This window comes from Pseudomonas sp. LJDD11 (genome assembly GCF_024584215.1).
Classification (GTDB): Bacteria; Pseudomonadota; Gammaproteobacteria; order Pseudomonadales; family Pseudomonadaceae; genus Aquipseudomonas.
The window spans coordinates 134635-153318 of the sequence record NZ_JANJFL010000005.1 but is presented as its reverse complement, the minus strand read 5'-3'; the positions used below and the strand labels follow the sequence as shown (position 1 = coordinate 153318).

General features: G+C 60.7%; 17 protein-coding genes and 2 pseudogenes. 4 read left to right on the top strand and 15 right to left on the bottom strand.

Annotated features, from left to right (window positions below; all coding sequences use genetic code 11):
• Positions 1-263: 263 nt before the first annotated feature.
• On the top strand, positions 264-2507 hold the full coding sequence (locus tag NRB16_RS08930) for a bifunctional diguanylate cyclase/phosphodiesterase (protein WP_257105986.1): 2244 nt from the start codon (positions 264-266) through the stop codon (positions 2505-2507).
• On the opposite strand, the gene NRB16_RS08925 is transcribed toward NRB16_RS08930, so the two are convergent.
• From NRB16_RS08925 to glyQ, 11 genes and pseudogenes are all read right to left on the bottom strand, one after another.
• On the bottom strand, positions 2494-3738 hold the full coding sequence (locus tag NRB16_RS08925; RefSeq protein WP_045485300.1) for a sensor histidine kinase: 1245 nt from the start codon (positions 3736-3738) through the stop codon (positions 2494-2496). The two genes, NRB16_RS08930 and NRB16_RS08925, sit on opposite strands and share 14 nt — an antisense overlap.
• 214 nt (positions 3739-3952) lie before the next feature.
• On the bottom strand, positions 3953-4318 hold the full coding sequence (locus tag NRB16_RS08920) for a TonB-dependent receptor domain-containing protein (protein WP_257105985.1): 366 nt from the start codon (positions 4316-4318) through the stop codon (positions 3953-3955).
• Positions 4319-4603: 285 nt separating this feature from the next.
• Positions 4604-5101 carry a TonB-dependent receptor plug domain-containing protein gene (locus tag NRB16_RS08915; protein WP_257105984.1) on the bottom strand — a complete coding sequence of 166 codons (498 nt, stop codon included), beginning with the start codon at positions 5099-5101 and terminating at the stop codon, positions 4604-4606.
• A 3-nt stretch (positions 5102-5104) separates the two neighbouring features.
• Positions 5105-5191 (bottom strand): annotated as a pseudogene (locus tag NRB16_RS29615) (hypothetical protein); the annotation flags it as partial.
• A complete protein-coding gene (locus NRB16_RS08910) occupies positions 5167-5397 on the bottom strand; it encodes a hypothetical protein (RefSeq protein ID WP_257105983.1) in 231 nt (76 codons plus the stop codon). The gene NRB16_RS08910 and the pseudogene NRB16_RS29615, both read right to left, overlap by 25 nt.
• A 123-nt stretch (positions 5398-5520) precedes the next feature.
• A pseudogene (locus NRB16_RS08905) lies at positions 5521-6169 on the bottom strand (DUF4880 domain-containing protein).
• Positions 6166-6660 carry a sigma-70 family RNA polymerase sigma factor gene (locus NRB16_RS08900; RefSeq protein WP_253113768.1) on the bottom strand — a complete coding sequence of 165 codons (495 nt, stop codon included), beginning with the start codon at positions 6658-6660 and terminating at the stop codon, positions 6166-6168. Before NRB16_RS08900 ends, NRB16_RS08905 begins: the two are co-directional and overlap by 4 nt.
• 263 nt (positions 6661-6923) lie before the next feature.
• Positions 6924-7694, bottom strand: coding sequence for a 1-acyl-sn-glycerol-3-phosphate acyltransferase (locus NRB16_RS08895; RefSeq protein WP_045485291.1), 771 nt, complete (start codon positions 7692-7694; stop codon positions 6924-6926).
• A 68-nt stretch (positions 7695-7762) separates the two neighbouring features.
• Positions 7763-8305 (bottom strand): D-glycero-beta-D-manno-heptose 1,7-bisphosphate 7-phosphatase, encoded by a 543-nt coding sequence (gene gmhB, locus NRB16_RS08890; RefSeq protein WP_045485290.1) that lies wholly within the window; start codon positions 8303-8305, stop codon positions 7763-7765.
• 10 nt (positions 8306-8315) lie between these two features.
• Positions 8316-10370 carry a glycine--tRNA ligase subunit beta gene (gene glyS, locus NRB16_RS08885; RefSeq protein ID WP_045485288.1) on the bottom strand — a complete coding sequence of 685 codons (2055 nt, stop codon included), beginning with the start codon at positions 10368-10370 and terminating at the stop codon, positions 8316-8318.
• Complete coding sequence (glyQ, locus tag NRB16_RS08880) at positions 10367-11314, bottom strand: glycine--tRNA ligase subunit alpha (protein WP_045485286.1); 948 nt, start codon at positions 11312-11314, stop codon at positions 10367-10369. Before glyQ ends, glyS begins: the two co-directional genes overlap by 4 nt.
• An 80-nt stretch (positions 11315-11394) precedes the next feature.
• Between glyQ and NRB16_RS08875 the strand changes: the two genes are divergently transcribed.
• Together NRB16_RS08875 and NRB16_RS08870 are read left to right on the top strand one after the other, a co-directional pair.
• A complete protein-coding gene (locus NRB16_RS08875; RefSeq protein ID WP_253113774.1) occupies positions 11395-11958 on the top strand; it encodes a DNA-3-methyladenine glycosylase I in 564 nt (187 codons plus the stop codon).
• Between the two features lie 17 nt (positions 11959-11975).
• Entirely contained in the window at positions 11976-12863 is an 888-nt protein-coding gene (locus NRB16_RS08870; RefSeq protein WP_257105982.1) for a lysophospholipid acyltransferase, read from the top strand.
• A gap of 325 nt (positions 12864-13188) precedes the next feature.
• Here NRB16_RS08870 and trkA read toward each other — a convergent pair whose 3' ends face one another.
• The 4 genes from trkA to def form a co-directional block, all read right to left on the bottom strand.
• Positions 13189-14562, bottom strand: coding sequence for a Trk system potassium transporter TrkA (gene trkA, locus NRB16_RS08865; RefSeq protein WP_045485280.1), 1374 nt, complete (start codon positions 14560-14562; stop codon positions 13189-13191).
• A gap of 61 nt (positions 14563-14623) precedes the next feature.
• Positions 14624-15961: a 16S rRNA (cytosine(967)-C(5))-methyltransferase RsmB gene (gene rsmB / locus NRB16_RS08860; protein ID WP_045485277.1), complete on the bottom strand. Its 1338-nt coding sequence runs from the start codon at positions 15959-15961 to the stop codon at positions 14624-14626.
• Positions 15958-16902, bottom strand: a complete 945-nt coding sequence (gene fmt / locus NRB16_RS08855) for a methionyl-tRNA formyltransferase (protein ID WP_045485274.1) — start codon at positions 16900-16902, stop codon at positions 15958-15960. Before fmt ends, rsmB begins: the two co-directional genes overlap by 4 nt.
• A gap of 64 nt (positions 16903-16966) precedes the next feature.
• Positions 16967-17473 carry a peptide deformylase gene (gene def / locus NRB16_RS08850; RefSeq protein WP_045485271.1) on the bottom strand — a complete coding sequence of 169 codons (507 nt, stop codon included), beginning with the start codon at positions 17471-17473 and terminating at the stop codon, positions 16967-16969.
• A 171-nt stretch (positions 17474-17644) separates the two neighbouring features.
• Here def and NRB16_RS08845 point away from each other — a divergent pair, with 171 nt between their 5' ends.
• Entirely contained in the window at positions 17645-18670 is a 1026-nt protein-coding gene (locus tag NRB16_RS08845) for a LysM peptidoglycan-binding domain-containing protein (protein ID WP_257105981.1), read from the top strand.
• Positions 18671-18684: the final 14 nt, after the last annotated feature.

The window sequence follows — 18684 nt, the reverse complement described above, 5'->3', positions numbered from 1 at the left end:
TAGCCCCTCTCGCGCCACCCCGGCCCACATCACCTGATTGAGGTCTTTTTGCTGCTGGAGCGCAGGCATCATGCTCTCGCGCCTCTCGGGACACCGACGGGCACCCAGGCTAGGCCGTGCTACCCTCTGTCTTTAGCTGGTCTTGTGTCAGCTCGGCAGGTCATGCACCACGCCTCCCCGGCTTGCCCGGCGCCGCATGTGTTCAAGGATGAAAGATGCATGACTGACTGTTCCTCTGCTATTCGGATGTTGGAGCGTGTGCGATGACCCCGGCTTCCAGTCTTAACCGGCGTATCCTGATCATCGACGATACACCTTCGATTCACGGTGATTTTCGCAAGATCCTCTGCCCTCGCAACGAGGCCGCAGATGATCTGGCCCAAGCCGAAGCGCTTCTGTTTGGCAGCCCCAATACTTCCGAGCGTGCATCGGAGTTTGAACTCGACAGCGCTTATCAGGGCCAGGAGGCCCTCGCTCTGGTGGAGCAGGCGCTAGCTGCGGGGCGTCCTTATGCCCTGGCCTTCATCGATATGCGCATGCCGCCCGGTTGGGATGGTCTGCAGACCCTTGAGCATCTATGGCAGGTCGACTCACGTTTACAGGTGGTGCTGTGCACAGCCTACTCGGACTACTCTCTGGAAGAGATGACCGGTCGGGTCGACATGGGCGACCGGCTGCTGATCCTCAAGAAGCCTTTCGATCCTATCGAAATCGTGCAGATGGCCAGGGCCATGACGGTCAAGTGGCAGATGACCGAAGAGGCGCAGCGCAAGATGAACCTGCTGGAGCAAGCGGTGCAGGAGCGAACGCGGGACTTGTCCGATGCCAATATCATCGTGCAGAACAGCCCGACCATCCTCTACCGGCTACGTGGCCAGCCGTCATTTCCGCTGATGTACATCTCGCACAACATCACCAAGTTCGGTCACCAGCGCGCTGCATTGCTGGCCTCAGCCGACTGGACACAGACCCTGATTCATCCCGAGGACCAGGACAAGGTCAATGAGGCCATGGGCTGGGTTCTTGATAAAGGTGCCCAAGGGGCGTCCATTGAGTTCCGGCTGCGGACCGGCTCCGATGACTATCGCTGGGTCGAGAATCGCTATGTGCCGGTGCGTGACAACAGCGGCAGGCTGCTGGAGATCGAAGGCATCATTATTGATATCACCGAGCGCAAGCAGGCCGAAGAAAAGATCTCGCAACTGGCGCGTATCGATGGCCTGACCGGCATCGCCAACCGGGCGACTCTGATGGAGCGTCTGCGCTATGCGTTTGCTGCTGCTGAGCGCGGTGCGATGTCGTTCGCGGTGTTCTATCTGGATCTCGATCACTTCAAACGCATCAACGACACCCTCGGACACGCGGTGGGTGATTTGCTGTTACGGGAAACGGCTCGACGTCTAAGCGAATGCACCCGTGAGAGCGATCTGGTGGCGCGTCTGGGCGGCGATGAGTTTGCCATCCTGCAACTGGAGATGGGCGATCCAGCCAACGCGGCGGCGTTGGCCATGAAGCTCAACAGTCGCCTGATGCAGCCTTATCACCTGGATGGCCATGACCTGTATGTGTCGTCCAGCATCGGCATCAGCACCTATGCGCCAGGCTGTGCCAGCGCCGAGAGCCTGCTGAGCCAGGCTGATATGGCGTTGTACCGCTCCAAGGAAACCGGCCGTAATCGGTATCACTTCCACTCGGAAGACATCAACGAGGAGGTCAGCAGCCGGATTACCTTGATTGCCGAGCTCAAGCAGGCGCTGATCCGCGAAGAACTTGAGCTGTACTACTTGCCGGAGATCGACCTGCAGACCGGCGCCATCCTGGGGATGGAAGCCTTGCTGCGCTGGCACCATCCGGTTCGCGGTTTACTCGATGCCGGCGAGTTTGTATCGGCAGCGGAAAAGGCCGGCACCATCGTGGCGGTCGGGCAATGGGTACTTAACCAGGCCTGCAAGCAGATGCGCGAATGGCAGCAGCGGCAGATCGCGCCACCGGTAATATCCATCAACCTGTCGCTGACCCAGCTCAAGCGTGGTAGCGAGTTCGTCGGTGAAGTGATCCAGACCATCAATCGTTGGCAGCTACAGCCATCGGATCTTGAGCTGGATGTCACCGAGGCCACTCTGGCGCACACCAAGTGGACCCATAACGACGTGCTCCCGAAACTGCGCGAGTTGGGTATCAAGATCGCTATTGATGACTTTGGTACTGATTACTCGTCTTTCGATTATCTGAAGACCTTTCGGGTCAACCGGCTCAAACTTGCACCGATCTTTGTGACCCATGCACGGGATGATTTTCACAGCGCGATCACTCTGCGGACCATCATCAACTTTGCCAACGAAGTCGGCATCGGAGTGATCGCTGAAGGCGTGGAGACGCTGGAACAGAGAAACGCGTTGATCTCCACCGGCTCGACCGTCGCCGCTCACGGCTATTACTTCAGTGAGGCCGTGAACAGCGAGCATGCCGGTGAGCTATTGGCCGAGGGCCATATCAACCTTGAGTGATGGGCAGTGCCAGGGTGAAGGATGCCCCTTTGCCCTGCCCCTCGCTGCGAGCGGTCAGGCTGCCGCCCATGTCCCTGGCGGCGAGGACGCAACTGTGCAGGCCAAACCCGTGGCCCGACGCCCGAGTGGTGAAGCCATGTTCGAAGACTCGGGCAAGGTTCTCCTCGCGAATGCCTTCACCGTTATCTGCTACCTCGATCTTGATCTCGGCCTCATCGGCCTCCATCCGCAAAACGATTTGGCTGGGGTGATCCTTGACCGGTTCGAGGGCTTGCTTGGCATTATTGATGAGGTTGACGAGAATCTGCAGGACCTTGTGCTTGTCGAGATTGATCTCTGGAACGTCGCGGAAGTCCTTGACCAAGGTGATGGTGTGGCGGGCCAGTGACACATCACAGATGCGCACCACGTCCTCGATCAGGTCGCGCAACTGCACCGGTTCCATGAAGCTGGAACTGCCCGCGTAAGACTGCTGGGTGGCGACGATATCCTTGATGTGGTCGATGCTTTTGGTCAGCAGCGCAAGTTCATCGAGCAGGCTCTGTTGTTCGGCTTCCATGGCTTCGGCCAGCTTGTTCAGATAGCCCGGCAGCATCTGCCCTTTCGGGTCGTGGCTCATGAAGTCGCCCAGGTCATGAGTATGCTCATTGAGCAGTTGCACCACCTTCGAGACGCCCTGGCCTTTCGAGCCACGAATCTTTTCTCGCAGCACCTGCGCTGAGACATTCACGCTGTTAAGCACATTGCCGACGTTGTGCAGGACGTTGGTGGCGATCTCCGCCATGCCCGCCTGGCGTGCAGTGGCAATCAGTTCGGCCTGGGTTGCGCGCAGCTCTTCATTGACCTTGGCCAGTTGTGACGGGCTGGGAATCTTCAACGCCAGCGGTATCAGCTTGATCAGCATAATGGCCGTAAGCAGCGATGCCGTCGCAGTGATGACCTTGATGAAAGCGGAGATCCAGTAATACGGATACCAGATGGTGATGATCTCCATCACATGGGTCGCGCCGCAGGCCAGGATGAACACACCGAAACAGACGAATATCCAGTCGAAGGGAATGTCCTTGCGCTTACGGATGAAGTACAGCAAGGCAAACGGAATACTGATGTAACTCAGGGTGATCAGGCTGTCGGACAACACGTTGGCCCACAGCAAGTCGGGCCGCCAGAAATAGCAGTGACCGTGGGGCATGAACCGGTCATCGGTCAGCATGTTGAAGAGATCATTCATGGTGCGACTTCCTCACTGGACCAAGGGGGACGGCCAGGTGGTGGGCAGGATGATGGCGGGAGTCTAGCCTAGCAAAGCCCGAGATGTTGTCCTGCTCTGTCCAGAGCACGGAATGTTCCACGTGAAACACTGGGTGCAGCAGGCAGACGAAGAACCCCGGCAGCAGGCGGCTGTCAGGGTCCTATATCTGAACAGGGTGGAGGCTGAAACCGGTTTAGAATCTGTAACTGGCGGTCACCTGGATATTGCGCGGGTCGCCGTAGAATGCAGTTGGCCAGCTGGAGGTGTTCTGGGAGATCGTCTGGTAGTACTTCTTGTCGAAGACATTGTTCAAACCAAAACGCAGATCCAGGTGCTCGGAAGCTTTGTAGCCGGCATTGAGATCGACAATGTAGTAGGCAGCCTGCTCGATTTCATAGCCCACCCCTGCCGTAGTGCCTTTGTTAAAAATCGAGCTTTGAGCATACAGGCTGCCGTCTACGCGCCAGCGTTCCCACTGATTGGGGAGCTTATACATGGTGCTGAGCTTGAACTGGTGGCGTGGCACGTCGGTGTCGAATAGATCACCTCGCTCGAACACTCCCGAATCTTTACCGAGCTGGCGCGAAAAGCCCCTTCCTTCAGGTGGGGGATGAAAGCGCCACCGCGAAGCGGTCATAGGGGTTTAAATCCACAAAACCGCCCCTATTCTGTATTTCATTACTGAAATGAAAGCGACCAAAACCCTCAAGATTCGAGTGCGAGACAAGCACGCAGCGCAGCTGAGTGAAGCTTCTCGTGCTGTGAATTTTGTGTGGAACTACGTAAACGAGTTGAGCTGTCGCTCGATTCGTGAGCACGGTCGTTTTCTGTCGGCGTTCGACATTCACAAGTACACCAACGGGGCCGAACCCTGCACCAGTCCCGTGGCTCCCCTGGTAACTTCCACCCGGTCGTACATCGCCAGGTTGGCAGGTGTGATAGCGTCTGCCGCAGTCCCCAGTAAGGTCGGCAGTCCGTCATACAATAGGCTGTTGATCTGAAAGCCACGCGCGTAAAAGGTGTAGCGCTCCGGGCCGATCTTCTGCATCGTCAGCCCTGGAGTCTTGCTGATAGCCTCCTGCACAGTGGTCAGGCTGGCGTCATCCATCTGCTGGCGCGTCACGACACTCACCGATTGAGGTGTCTCACGCATTGTTAACGCCAGTTTCGTAGCGGTTTGCATTGAGCCGGTGGTGTAGGACCCCGTGTTCTCGGTGGTCGCCCCCAGCCCTCGAGCGTTGATATCGGTCGCGCCAAAGACAACCGCATCGCCCGCCTCTATCACCTTTTGCAGCGTGTAATTGCCGCCGCTATTGATCGCTTGCAATCCGGTATCTGCCAACAGCTCTGCCAGCCCTTCCCTTACCCCATAGCTGCCATTGAGCCCCGGACTGCGCTTGCCTGCCGTTAACGTCCCGTAACGGAAAGCAATATCCCCGACTCGCTGGCAAAGCGATTAAGCACCTGATCCAGGCTGCCGGCCGCAATTGCATAGGTACGGCTCTGCTGCTGTTGCGCCGGGGCTGTGCTGGCGGCCCACGCAGGTAGCGCCGGTACACCGGCCACCAGGCTGGCAACCAGGGCGTGACGGATCGAAAGGCTGAGTCTGGAGCGCGGCGTAGCGGGCAGGTACGGCATTCTGATTATTTCCCCCTTGAGAATGCTTGGTTATTGGTTTCAAGAGGTATCCCGAGCGAGGCGGGAAAACCGACAAGCCGGGATCGATAATTTTATAAGCTGCGCAGCGCACGGGGTGTTCGGTCAGTATCGCGGTCCTACGGTTACCCAATAGGCTGTCAGGCGCTGGACCTTGACCGGCAGCGATTGCTGCAGCGCCAGCAGCACCCGGTCGGTATCGTCCAAGGGGAACACGCCGGTCAGTGGCAGTGCAGCGACCGCCGGGTCGCAACGCAGCACGCCGGGACGGTGGCGCGACAGCTCGTGAAGAAACTGGCCGAGGGGCACACGCTCGGCAACAAGGCGGCCCTGAGTCCAGGCAATGGCATTGGGATCCGTGCGATCGAGCGGTCCCATTTGTTCGGCGTTGAACCAGCGCTGTTGTCCTGCCTGTAGACGAGCGGCCGGGGCGTGTCGGGGACGCAGCTCCAGTTCGCCTTCGAACAGTTCGACACGGCTGCCGCCAGCCACTTCATACACAGAGAAGCGCGTGCCCAGCGCCTGGATCTCGCCGACGACGGTTTCCACTATCAATGGCCGGTACTCCAGCCAAGGTGCCTTGCAAGCGTTCAAACCGTTGCCAGGCGCGGCGGTGTTCGGCGTCGGCGGCCTGCCATTCGATGAAGCGCTGGTGCTGCTCTGCATCGAGTTCGCCATTCCAGTGCAGCATCAGCCAGTGGCTGGCCTGCTCGACGATGGCCGGGGCAATCGGCGCTTCCTGGCCGTGGCTCATTCGGCGTACAGCACCTGATAACAGGCATTGATGGCGCGCAGCATGTACTTCTGTACGGAGCTGACGCTGACCTGCAGGCGTTCGGCAATCTGCGCATAATCCAGCCCCTCGAAGCGCGACAGCACAAATGCCTCGCGAACCTTGCCTGGCATGCTGTCGAGCATCTGGTCGATCTGTATCAGGGTTTCGATGATCATGGCCCGGGTTTCCAGGCTCGGCGACTCCGGTTCCGCCAGCCCGGCGATGCTTTGCAGGTAGGCCTGCTCGATACGTTGGCGGCGCCACTGGTCGATCACCAGATTGCGGGCGATCTGCGCCAGATACATGCGCCCCTCCCCCATTCCGGGCATCCGCCGGGTGACCAGCAGGCGCAGGAACGTATCCTGAGCGATATCGGCCGCCTGTTCACGGTCACCCAGGCGCTGACGCAGCCAGCTTTGCAGCCAGCCATGATGATCGCGATATAGGGTGTCGAGTGGCGAGGTTTCCATACGCACCGGCCTGTCCATTCTGGATGCATTTAAGAATTGATCGCAATTCAATTGCGCTGATGCTGAATAGATCAATCGTGATGGAAATGACCCGGATGAGACGCATAAAAAAACCGGCGCCTTGAGAGGCGCCGGTTCAATCAGGAAAAAACTTATGCACGTTTTCAGCTCACTGATGACTTATAGAAATAAGCATGTAAATCAGTGAGTTATTGAAAATATTCGCGAGTTTCAGAAAATTCGCACACAGGTTATCCACAATTTCAGGCAGGCACTTTTTCTTCGCCTGTCAGCGGTGTGGCGGGGGAGCCCAGAGCACGCTGGGTGGCCTCGTTCCAGGCCTGAACCCGCTCATTGAGCTCGGCAATGGCGCGTGGGCCCGTACCTTCAGCCTGCATCGGGGCACCGATCACCAGCTCGATGGTGCCCGGCGTTTTGCCCCAGCCATCACGAGGCCAGAACTTGCCGGCGTTGTGGGCAATCGGCAGGACCGGCAGGCCGGCATTCACTGCCAGCGAGGCTCCGCCACGAGTGAACTTGCCAACCTTGCCGTAGGGCACGCGAGTGCCTTCCGGGAAGATCAGTACCCAGACCTTGTCCTTGAGCAGTTCGTCACCCTTCTTGGCGATGTGCTTGAGCGCCGCCTTGGGGTTGTCGCGGTCAATGGCGATCGGGCGCAGCATGGCCATCGCCCAGCCGAAGAACGGCACGTAAAGCAGTTCGCGCTTGAGTACCTGGCTCAGTGGCGAGAAGTACGCCGACAGGAAAAAGGTTTCCCAAGTGCTCTGGTGGTTGGAGATGATCACGCAGGGCGTTTCAGGCACATGCTCCTGGCCGGAGACCTTGACCTTGATGCCCAGGATGCTGCGCACCAGCAGCAGGGCGAAGCGGCACCAATACACGTTGATGAAGCGGTAGCGCTGTTTGAACGGCAGGAACGGCGCAACGAAAAAGCTCAGCGAACACCACAGCAAGGCACTGCCGCCGAGGCACAGGTAAAAGATAAAGATCCTGATGGTCTGAATGATCGACATGCTGACGTTTACCTAGCGGGCAGCGGCCCGTTCATTGCGCGTGTGATGAAGAATGCCGGAGGCAGGTCTCAGCCAGCACGGGTGTGGATAAGTTGCCTGGCAACCGCCGCCAGGTCATCGAAAACCAGCGTGCCGGCCGGGAGCTGGCCGTCTATCGTTCTTTGCCCCTTGCCGGTCAATACCAGCACCGGTTGAGCTTCGACGGCCAGCGCCGCCTGCAGGTCACCCTTGCTGTCGCCCACGAACCACAGGCCTTTGAGGTCTGCGCCATAGTGCCGGGAAATGGTGTGCAGCATGCCCGGCAGTGGCTTGCGACAATCGCAACCGGCATCCGGGCCATGTGGACAATAGACGATCAAGCCAACCTCGCCGCCCTGCTCGGCCACCCGCTTGCGCAATTGCGCGTGCATGGCGTCCAGGGTGGCCAAGTCGTAATAACCTCGGGCAATACCGGACTGGTTGGTGGCAACCGCCACCGTCCAGCCGGCCTTGCTCAGTTCTGCGATGGCCTCGATCGAGCCGGGAATGGGGATCCACTCCTGCACCGACTTGATGTAGGCGTCGGAGTCCTGATTGATCACCCCGTCACGATCGAGAATCAGCAGTTTCACTCTTTACTCCTCAGCCCAGCAGCGAGATATCAGCCACGCCCAGGAACAGGCCGCGCAGACGCGCCAGCAGCGCGTAGCGGTTGGCCCGCACGTTGGCGTCTTCGGCATTGACCATCACCGCTTCGAAGAACGCATCGACCGGCTCGCGCAGGTTGGCCAGACGGGTCAGCGCTTCGTTGTACTTACGCTCGGCGGCCATTGGCTGCACGGCGTGATCGGCTTGTTGAATGGCCGAGTACAGGGAGAACTCGTTGGCGTTGTCGAAGTACTTCGGCTCGATGGTCGAGGCAACCTTGCCCTCGGCCTTGCTCAGCAGGTTCGATACCCGCTTGTTCACCGCTGCCAGCGCGGCAGCCTGCGGCAGTTTGCGGAACGCCTGAACGGCTTGTACACGCTGGTCGAAGTCGAGTGCCGAACCCGGTTGCAGGGCACGTACCGAGAGGTACACCGCCACTTCGATGCCTTCGTCTTCATAACGCGCCCGCAGCCGGTCGAAGATGAACTCCAGAACCTGATCGGCGAGGCCTGCGGCCTTGACCTTGGCGCCGAACTGGCCGACGGCGTATTTCACGGTGTCGATCAGGTCCAGGTCGAGTTGTTTCTCGATCAGGATGCGCAGGATGCCCAAGGCCGCACGACGCAGCGCATAAGGGTCTTTGCTACCGGTCGGCAGCATGCCGATACCGAAGATGCCGACCAGGGTGTCGAGCTTGTCGGCGATGGCCACTGCCGCGCCGGTCAGGGTCGACGGCAGTTCAGCGCCGGCGCCACGTGGCATGTACTGCTCGTTCAGCGCCAGGGCCACATCGTGCGGCTCACCGTCGTGTTTGGCGTAGTAGTAACCGGCAATGCCCTGCATTTCCGGGAACTCGCCGACCATCTCGGTGGACAGGTCGCACTTGGACAGGATACCGGCACGTGCCGCACGCTGAGCATCGCCGCCGATGCGCGGGGCGATGTAGGCAGCCAGTTTCGAAACCCGCTCGGCCTTGTCGTAGACGCTGCCCAGTTGGGCCTGGAACACCACGTTTTTCAGGCGCTCGTTGAAGCTTTCGAGCTTCTGCTTCTTGTCCTGCTTGAAGAAGAACTCGGCGTCGGTCAGGCGTGGACGCACGACCTTCTCGTTACCGTGGACGATCTGCGACGGGTCTTTGCTTTCGATGTTGGCCACGGTGATGAAGCGCGGCAGCAGCTTGCCTTCGGCGTCCAGCAGGCAGAAGTACTTCTGGTTGTCCTGCATGGTGGTGATCAGCGCTTCCTGAGGCACTTCCAGGAAGCGCTCTTCGAAGGAGCAGACCAGCGGCACCGGCCATTCGACCAGGCCGGTCACTTCGTCGAGCAGGGCTGGCGGCACGATGGCGGTGCCTTGCTGCTGGGCAGCCAGTTCTTCAACACGCTTGCTGATGATCTGCCGACGCTCGTTGGCGTCAGCCAGTACGTATGCGGCACGCAGGTCGGTCAGGTAGCCGGCCGGCGAGCTGATACGCACATCTTCCGGGTGATGGAAGCGGTGGCCACGGGACAGACGGCCAGCGGTCTGGGCCAGAATCGTGCAATCGACGACCTGGTCACCAAACAGCATCACCAGCCACTGGGTCGGACGCACGAACTCTTCCTTGCGCGCGGCCCAGCGCATGCGCTTGGCGATCGGCAGGTCGTTGAGCGAATCTTCGACGATGGTTGGCAGCAGCGAAGTGGTCGGCTTGCCCGCGATGTTCTGCACAAAGCGCAGCTTGGCGCCGCTCTGGTCGATCTCGGCCAGATCCACCCCGCACTTCTTGGCAAAGCCAAGTGCGGCCTGGGTCGGGTTACCTTCGGCGTCGAACGCAGCCTGGCGCGGCGGGCCGTCCAGATTCACGCTGCGGTCCGGTTGCTGGCTGGCAAGACCGGTGACCAGTACCGCCAGGCGGCGTGGTGCGGCGTAGACCTGGCTGGCACTGTAGGTCAGGCCAGCGGCCTGCAGGCCCTTTTCGATGCCGGCCAGAAATGCATCGGCCAGGCTGCCCAGAGTCTTGGGTGGCAGTTCTTCGGTGCCCAGTTCAACCAGAAAATCTTGAGCACTCATTGTGCAGCCTCCAGCTTGGCCAATACTTCGTCGCGCAGATCAGGTGCCGCCATCGGGAAGCCCAGCTTGGCCCGCGATTGCAGGTAAGCCTGGGCCACGGCGCGGGCCAGGGTACGCACGCGCAGAATGTACTGCTGACGTGCCGTCACCGAGATTGCCCGGCGGGCGTCGAGCAGGTTGAAGGTGTGCGAAGCCTTGAGCACCATTTCATAGCTCGGCAGCGGCAGCTCCAGACCGATCAGGCGCTGGGCTTCACCTTCATAGAAATCGAACAGCTCGAACAGCTTGTCGACGCTGGCGTGTTCGAAGTTGTAGGTCGATTGCTCCACTTCGTTCTGGTGGAACACATCGCCATAGGTGACCTTGCCGAACGGACCGTCGGCCCAGACCAGATCGTAGACCGAGTCCACGCCCTGCTGGTACATGGCCAGACGCTCCAGACCGTAGGTGATCTCGCCGGTTACCGGGTAGCACTCGATACCGCCGACCTGCTGGAAGTAGGTGAATTGCGAAACTTCCATGCCGTTGAGCCAGATTTCCCAGCCCAGCCCCCAGGCGCCCAGCGTCGGCGACTCCCAGTTGTCCTCGACGAACCGCACGTCATGCACCAGCGGATCGAGGCCGATGTGCTTGAGCGAGCCCAGGTACAGTTCCTGGAAGTTGTCGGGGTTGGGCTTGAGCACCACCTGGAACTGGTAGTAGTGCTGCAGGCGGTTGGGGTTTTCACCATAACGGCCGTCGGTAGGGCGGCGGCTCGGCTGAACGTAGGCGGCGTTCCAGGTCTCCGGGCCTACGGCGCGCAGAAACGTGGCGGTGTGGAAAGTACCGGCGCCCACTTCCATATCGTAGGGCTGAAGCACCACACAACCTTGATCGGCCCAGTATTGCTGGAGGGCGAGGATCAAGTCTTGGAAGGTACGCACGGCTGGCGTAGGCTGGCTCACAAAATTCACCTGTGCTGGGCTGCGATTCGAAAGGGCGGGAGTATACCCGATTCGTTCGTGGATCGGCCTGTGGGAGGTTTATGACACGCTGCTTTTGGTGCAATGAAGACCCGCTGTATATCGCTTATCACGATCACGAATGGGGCGTGCCACTGCGCGATGCGCAGAAGTTGTTCGAACTGCTGTTGCTCGAAGGGTTCCAGGCCGGATTGTCATGGATCACGGTCCTGAAAAAACGCGCCCGTTACCGCGAGGTGATGTTCGGTTTCGATGTGCAGCAACTGGCCGACATGAGCGATGAGTACATCGAGCAGTTGATGCAGGAGCCGGGCATCATTCGCAACCGCCTCAAGCTTAACGCCGCCCGGCGCAACGCCCGCGCCTGGTTGCAACTGGACGATCCGGTCACCTTGCTCTGGTCATTCGTCGGTGGCGTGCCCAAGGTCAATCACTTCAAGGATCGCAGCGAGGTGCCGGCGATTACCGCCGAGGCCGAAGCGATGAGCAAGGCGCTGAAGAAAGCCGGCTTCACCTTTGTCGGCCCGACCATCTGCTACGCCTACATGCAGGCCAGCGGCATGGTCATGGATCATACGACCGATTGTGATCGCTATCGGGCGCTGACGGGTACAATGGCCGGCTGAAATCAGGAGAGTGACTCGTGGAAAAATTCAAAGGCGCCCTGATGGTCGGGGCGTTGCGCCTGTTTGCCCTGCTGCCCTGGCGTGCCGTACAAGCGGTAGGCTCGACGATTGGCTGGCTGATGTGGAAGCTGCCCAACCGCTCGCGTGACGTGGTGCGCATCAACCTGACCAAGTGTTTCCCAGAGCTGAACGACGTCGAGCGCGAGAAGCTGGTCGGTCGCAGCCTGATGGACATCGGCAAGACCCTGACCGAAAGCGCCTGTGCGTGGATCTGGCCGGCGCAAAAATCCATTGATCTGGTGCGCGAGGTCGAAGGTCTGGATGTCCTCAAGGATGCCTTGGCTTCAGGCAAGGGCGTTGTGGGTATCACCAGCCATCTGGGCAACTGGGAAGTGCTCAATCACTTCTATTGCAGCCAGTGCAAACCGATCATTTTCTACCGGCCGCCCAAGCTCAAGGCGGTGGATGAACTACTGCGCAAGCAACGTGTACAGCTGGGCAACCGGGTTGCGCCGTCGACCAAGGAAGGCATCCTCAGCGTCATCAAGGAAGTGCGCAAGGGCGGCCAGGTGGGCATTCCCGCCGACCCGGAGCCGGCTGAATCGGCGGGTATCTTCGTGCCGTTTTGCGGCACTGTAGCCCTGACCAGCAAGTTCGTGCCCAACATGCTCGCCGGCGGTAAAGCGGTCGGCGTATTCCTGCACGCCATGCGCCTGCCGGATGGCTCAGGCTACAAGGTGGTGCTCGAAGCCGCCCCTGAGGCGATGTACAGCACCGACACCGAAACCGCTGCGGCGGCGATGAGCCAGGTGGTGGAAAAGTACGTACGCGCCTACCCGAGCCAGTACATGTGGAGCATGAAACGCTTCAAGAAACGCCCGCCTGGCGAGGCACGCTGGTATTGATGAACCAGTGACAGATTTGCCCCGTAGGAGCTGCTTTAGCAGCGAGAGGGCTTCGCGGCTGAAGCCGCTCCTACGGTTTTCAAAAAGGCCAACGCACCCCCTGTCCCGACAACACCAGCGACGATCTCCCCGGAAAGATCGACGCCCAGAAAAGCATTGGCTGCCGCTACGCCCAACAATGCTCCAGAGAGAGAACCAGACGCACGGTTTTGAAACTTGATCTCGTGGCAGTACCGGCCTTGAAAAGGTTAGGGAATTGGCGTGTACCCTACCAAACTGCATCTACAGGACGTCTCTGGTTCTTGCGTATGAAATTTCCTGGCTATCAGAAAAAACTCAATCCCACCTGAAACAGCCGCTCGGCATCGCGGATGTATTTCTTGTCCACCAGGAACATGATCACGTGGTCGCCCGATTCGATCACGGTGCTGTCGTGGGCGATGAGTACTTCTTCGTCGCGAATGATCGCGCCGATGGTGGTGCCGTTGGGCAGGTTGATGTCCTTGATGGCGCGGCCAATCACCTTGCTCGACTTGGCATCACCGTGGGCCACCAGTTCAATGGCTTCTGCTGCGCCGCGGCGCAATGAATGCACGCTGACGATATCGCCACGGCGCACGTGGGCCAGCAGGGTGCCGATGGTGGCGAGCTGCGGGCTGACCGCGATGTCGATTTCGCCGCCTTGCACCAGGTCGACATAGGCCGGGTTGTTGATCAGGGTGATGACGGTGCGCGCGCCCATGCGTTTGGCCAGCAGCGACGACATGATGTTGGCTTCGTCATCGTTGGTCAGGGCCAGGAACAGGTCGGTGTCGCCGATGTTCTCTTCCATCAACAGGTCGCGGTCTGACGAGCTGCCTTGCAACACCACGGTGCTGTTGAGGTTTTCCGAAAGGTAGCGGCAGCGCGCCGCGCTCATCTCGATGATCTTGACCTGATAGCGGCTTTCAATGGCTTCGGCCAGGCGTTCGCCGATGTTGCCGCCGCCGGCGATGACGATGCGTTTGTAGTTCTCGTCGAGCCGGCGCATCTCGCCCATCACCGCGCGAATGTCGGCCTTGGCGGCGATGAAAAACACCTCATCGTCGGCTTCGATCACCGTGTCGCCCTTGGGCAGGATCGGCCGGTCACGGCGGAAGATCGCTGCCACGCGGGTTTCGACGTTGGGCATGTGCGCCTTGAGCTGACGCAGTTGCTGGCCGACCAGCGGCCCGCCGTAGTAGGCCTTGGTCGCTACCAGTTGCGCCTTGCCTTCACCGAAGTCGATCACCTGCAAGGCGCCGGGCTGTTCGATCAGACGCTTGATGTAATGAGTCACCACCTGCTCGGGGCTGATCAGCACGTCCACCGGAATGGCGTCGTTGTCGAACAGCTCGCCGCGGGTCAGGTAGGCTGACTCGCGGACCCGGGCAATCTTGGTCGGGGTATGAAACAGGGTGTAGGCCACCTGGCAGGCAACCATGTTGCACTCATCGCTGTTGGTGACCGCCACCAGCATGTCGGCATCGTCGGCGCCGGCTTGGCGCAGCACGGTCGGAAACGAGCCCTTACCCTGCACGGTGCGGATATCCAGGCGGTCGCCCAGATTGCGCAGGCGGTCGCCGTCGGTGTCGACCACAGTGATATCGTTGGCTTCGCTGGCCAGGTGTTCGGCCAGCGTGCCGCCAACCTGCCCTGCACCGAGGATGATGATTTTCAACCTTTAACTCCTGAGAGTCTGGATCTGTGTAGGAGCGGCTTCAGATGCGAAGGCGCCACTCCTATATATGAGGTGTCGTCCGTTCAGCTGCGATCTTGATCAGTTTTGCGTAATAGAAACCATCATGCCCACCCTCTTGAGCCAGCAACTGGCGACCATGCGGTTGCTTGATGCCTGCCGCTGGCTGGCCTTGCTGGCCGGCGATGTCCAGTTCGCGGGCACCCGCTGTGCGGGCCAGAAACGCGCCGATGACGTCGGTGTTTTCGGTCGGCAGGGTCGAACAGGTCGCGTACAGCAGGATGCCGCCCACTTCCAGGGTCGGCCACAGCGCATCGAGCAGTTCGCCCTGCAGCGTAGCCAGGGCCGGGATATCGTCGGCCTGGCGGGTCAGTTTGATGTCCGGGTGACGGCGGATCACGCCGGTGGCCGAGCACGGGGCGTCGAGCAGGATGCGCTGGAACGGTTTGCCGTCCCACCATTGCGCAGTGTCGCGGCCGTCGGCGGCGATCAGCTCGGCATCGAGGCCCAGGCGGTCAAGGTTCTCGCGCACCCGTACCAGCCGCTTGGCTTCCAGATCGACGGCGACCACACCAGCCAGATCTGCCTGGACTTCCAGCAGGTGGCAGGTCTTGCCGCCCGGTGCGCAGCAGGCGTCCAGTACCCGTTGCCCCGGCGCCAGTTGCAGCAGGTCGGCGGCCAATTGGGCGGCTTCATCCTGCACGCTGATCCAGCCCTCGGCAAAGCCCGGCAGATTGCGCACGTCGGTGGCCTCGGCAAGCACGATACCGTCCTGGCTGAACTGGCAGGGCTGCGCCTCGATCGCGGCGGCCTTGAGCAGCTCCAGATACCCGGCCCGGTCGTGATGGCGGCGGTTGACCCGCAGGATCATCGGCGGGTGGGCATTGTTCGCCGCGCTGATGGCTTCCCATTGTTCTGGCCAGGCGGCTTTCAGGGCTTTTTGCAGCCAGCGCGGGTGGGCGGTACGCACCACCGGGTCGTGTTCCAGTTCAGCCAGCAGCGCCTGACCTTCGCGCTGGGCACGGCGCAATACCGCGTTGATCAGGCCCTTGGCCCAGGATTTTTTCAGCTTGTCGGCGCAGCCCACGGTCTCACCGATGGCGGCATGTGCCGGGATCCGGCTGTAGAACAGCTGGTACAGACCGATCAGCAGCAATGCCTCGACATCGGCATCGGCGGCCTTGAAGGGCTTTTGCAGCAATTTGGCGGCCAGTGCCGACAGGCGCGGTTGCCAGCGGGCGGTGCCGAAGGCCAGGTCCTGGGTCAGGCCACGGTCACGCGGCTCGACCTTGTCCAATTGCGCGGGCAGCGAACTGTTCAGCGATGCCTTGCCACTGATCACGGCGGCAAGGGCTTTGGCGGCAGCCAGACGCGGGTTCATTGGCCCAGTACCGTACCGGTGGCGAATTTCTCGCGGCGGCTGTTGAACAGGTCAGCGAAGTTCAGCGCTTTGCCGCCCGGCAGTTGCAGGCGGGTCAGGCGCAGCGCCTGCTCACCACAGGCAACCAACAGGCCGTCCTTGCTGGCGTCGAGGATGGTGCCCGGCACGCCGCTGCCATCGGCCAGGCTGGCAGCCAGCACCTTGAGGGCTTCGCCAGCTAGGGTGCTGTGGCAGATCGGCCAGGGATTGAACGCACGGATCAGACGCTCCAGCTCAATGGCCGGGCGGCTCCAGTCCAGGCGTGCTTCATCCTTGTTCAGTTTGTGGGCATAGGTGGCCAGGCTGTCGTCCTGGACTTCGCCGGTCAGCGAGCCGTCTGCCAGGCCGGCAATCGCTTGCAGCACGGCAGGTGGGCCGAGTTCGGCCAGACGGTCATGCAGGCTGCCGCCGGTGTCGTCGGCGCTGATCGGGGTGACGCTCTTGAGCAGCATGGGACCGGTATCAAGGCCTGCCTCCATGCGCATCACCGTGACCCCGCTTTCGGCGTCACCGGCCTGCACGGCGCGCTGGATCGGCGCCGCACCGCGCCAACGCGGCAGCAGCGAGGCGTGGCTGTTGATGCAGCCCAGACGCGGGATATCCAGCACCACTTGCGGCAGGATCAGGCCATAGGCGACCACCACCATCAGGTCGGGCTGCAGCGCGGCCAGTTCGGCCTGGGCCTGGGCATCACGCAGCGTCGGTGGCTGCAGCACGGGCACGTTGTGCTGCTGGGCCAACTGCTTGACCGGGCTGGGCATGAGCTTTTGCCCACGGCCGGCCGGGCGGTCGGGCTGGGTATAGACCGCCACGATCTGATAAGGGCTGTCGAGCAGGGCCTTGAGGTGTTCGGCGGCAAATTCCGGGGTGCCGGCGAAGACGATGCGCAGTGGCTCAGTCATGGGCTTCTCGTTCCATAAAAAAAGCAAAAGGCCCGTGACAGGCCTTTTGGTGAGTGACAACGGATCAGGCTTTCTGCTTGTGCTGTTTTTCCAGCTTCTTCTTGATCCGGTCACGCTTGAGGGTCGACAGGTAGTCCACGAACAGCTTGCCGTTGAGGTGGTCGCACTCGTGCTGGATGCACACCGCCAGCAGGCCTTCGGCGATCAGCTCATAAGGCTGGCCGTCACGGTCAAGGGCCTTGACCCGGACCCGCAGCGGGCGGTCGACGTTTTCGTAGAAGCCGGGCACCGACAGGCAGCCTTCCTGATACTGGCCCATGTCTTCGCTGAGGGTTTCAAGCTCCGGGTTGATGAAGACCTGCGGCTCGCTGCGGTCTTCGCTCAGGTCCATGACCACTATGCGCTTGTGGACGTTGATCTGGGTGGCTGCCAGACCGATGCCAGGTGCTTCGTACATGGTTTCAAACATGTCGTCGATCAACTGGCGGATGGCGTCGTCCACGACCGTCACCGGCTTGGCGATGGTGCGCAGGCGCGCATCGGGGAATTCGAGAATGTTTAGGATGGCCATATACGTAAGTGCTGCACTGATAGGGTAAAGTCAGGACTGGCTGCCAGGCGCGGAACGCCTTTTCTCCACTGCGCCTGACACGAATCAGAACACGGCTGTGGGCGTGCGCCAGGAGGCGGGTTCAGGTCGTCTTCCAGTCAAGCGATGCCACATGATAAAGGGATTCACCGCATGAGGAAAACACTACTCGCCCTGCTGCTGTTGACAGCCACTGGTCTGGTGCAGGCGCAAGTGCAACTCAGGGATGGCCATCCACAGAGTTACACCGTTACAGCCGGTGACACGCTGTGGGACATTTCCGGTAAGTTTCTGCGTGAGCCATGGCGCTGGAAAGAGATCTGGCGCGCCAACCCCGGTATTCAGGATCCTGACCTGATCTACCCCGGCGACACCCTGAGCCTTACTTATGTCGACGGCAAGCCGCAGGTGGTGCTGGGGCGCGGCGAATCGCGTGGCACGGTCAAGCTTTCGCCACGGGTGCGCAGCTCACCGACTGTCGAGGCCATCCCCAGCATCCCGTTGGGTGCGATCAACGCTTTTCTGCTCAGCAACCGGATCGTCAACAGCGCTGATCAGTTCCGCCAGGCGCCGTACATCGTCGCCGGTAATGCCGAGCGGGTGCTCAGCGGTCAGGGCGACCGGATCTACGCTCGTGGCGAGCTGGACAATACCCACACCATCTACGGCATCTTTCGCCAGGGCAAGGTCTATACCGACCCTGAGACCAAGGAAATTCTCGGCATCAATGCCGACGATATCGGCACTGGCGAAGTGGTCGCCAGCGAAGGCGACATCTCAACCCTGGTCATGCAGCGCTCGACCCAGGAAGTGCGCCTTGGTGACCGGCTGTTCGCCAGCGAAGAGCGGCCGATCAACTCGACCTTCATGCCCACTGCGCCCGCCTCGACCATCGACGGGCTGATCATCGATGTGCCTCGCGGCGTGACGCAGATCGGCGTCAACGACGTGGTGACCCTCGACAAGGGCCGTCTGGATGGCCTGGCAGAAGGCAATGTGCTGGCGATCTACAAAACCGGCGAACACGTGCGCGACCGGATCACCGGCGGGCAGGTGAAAATTCCGGACGAGCGGTCCGGGTTGCTGATGGTGTTCCGCACCTATGACAAGCTCAGTTACGCCTTGGTCCTGCACGCCAACCGGTCGTTGAGCATCATGGACAAGGTACGTAATCCCTGATTCTGCACAGCCTG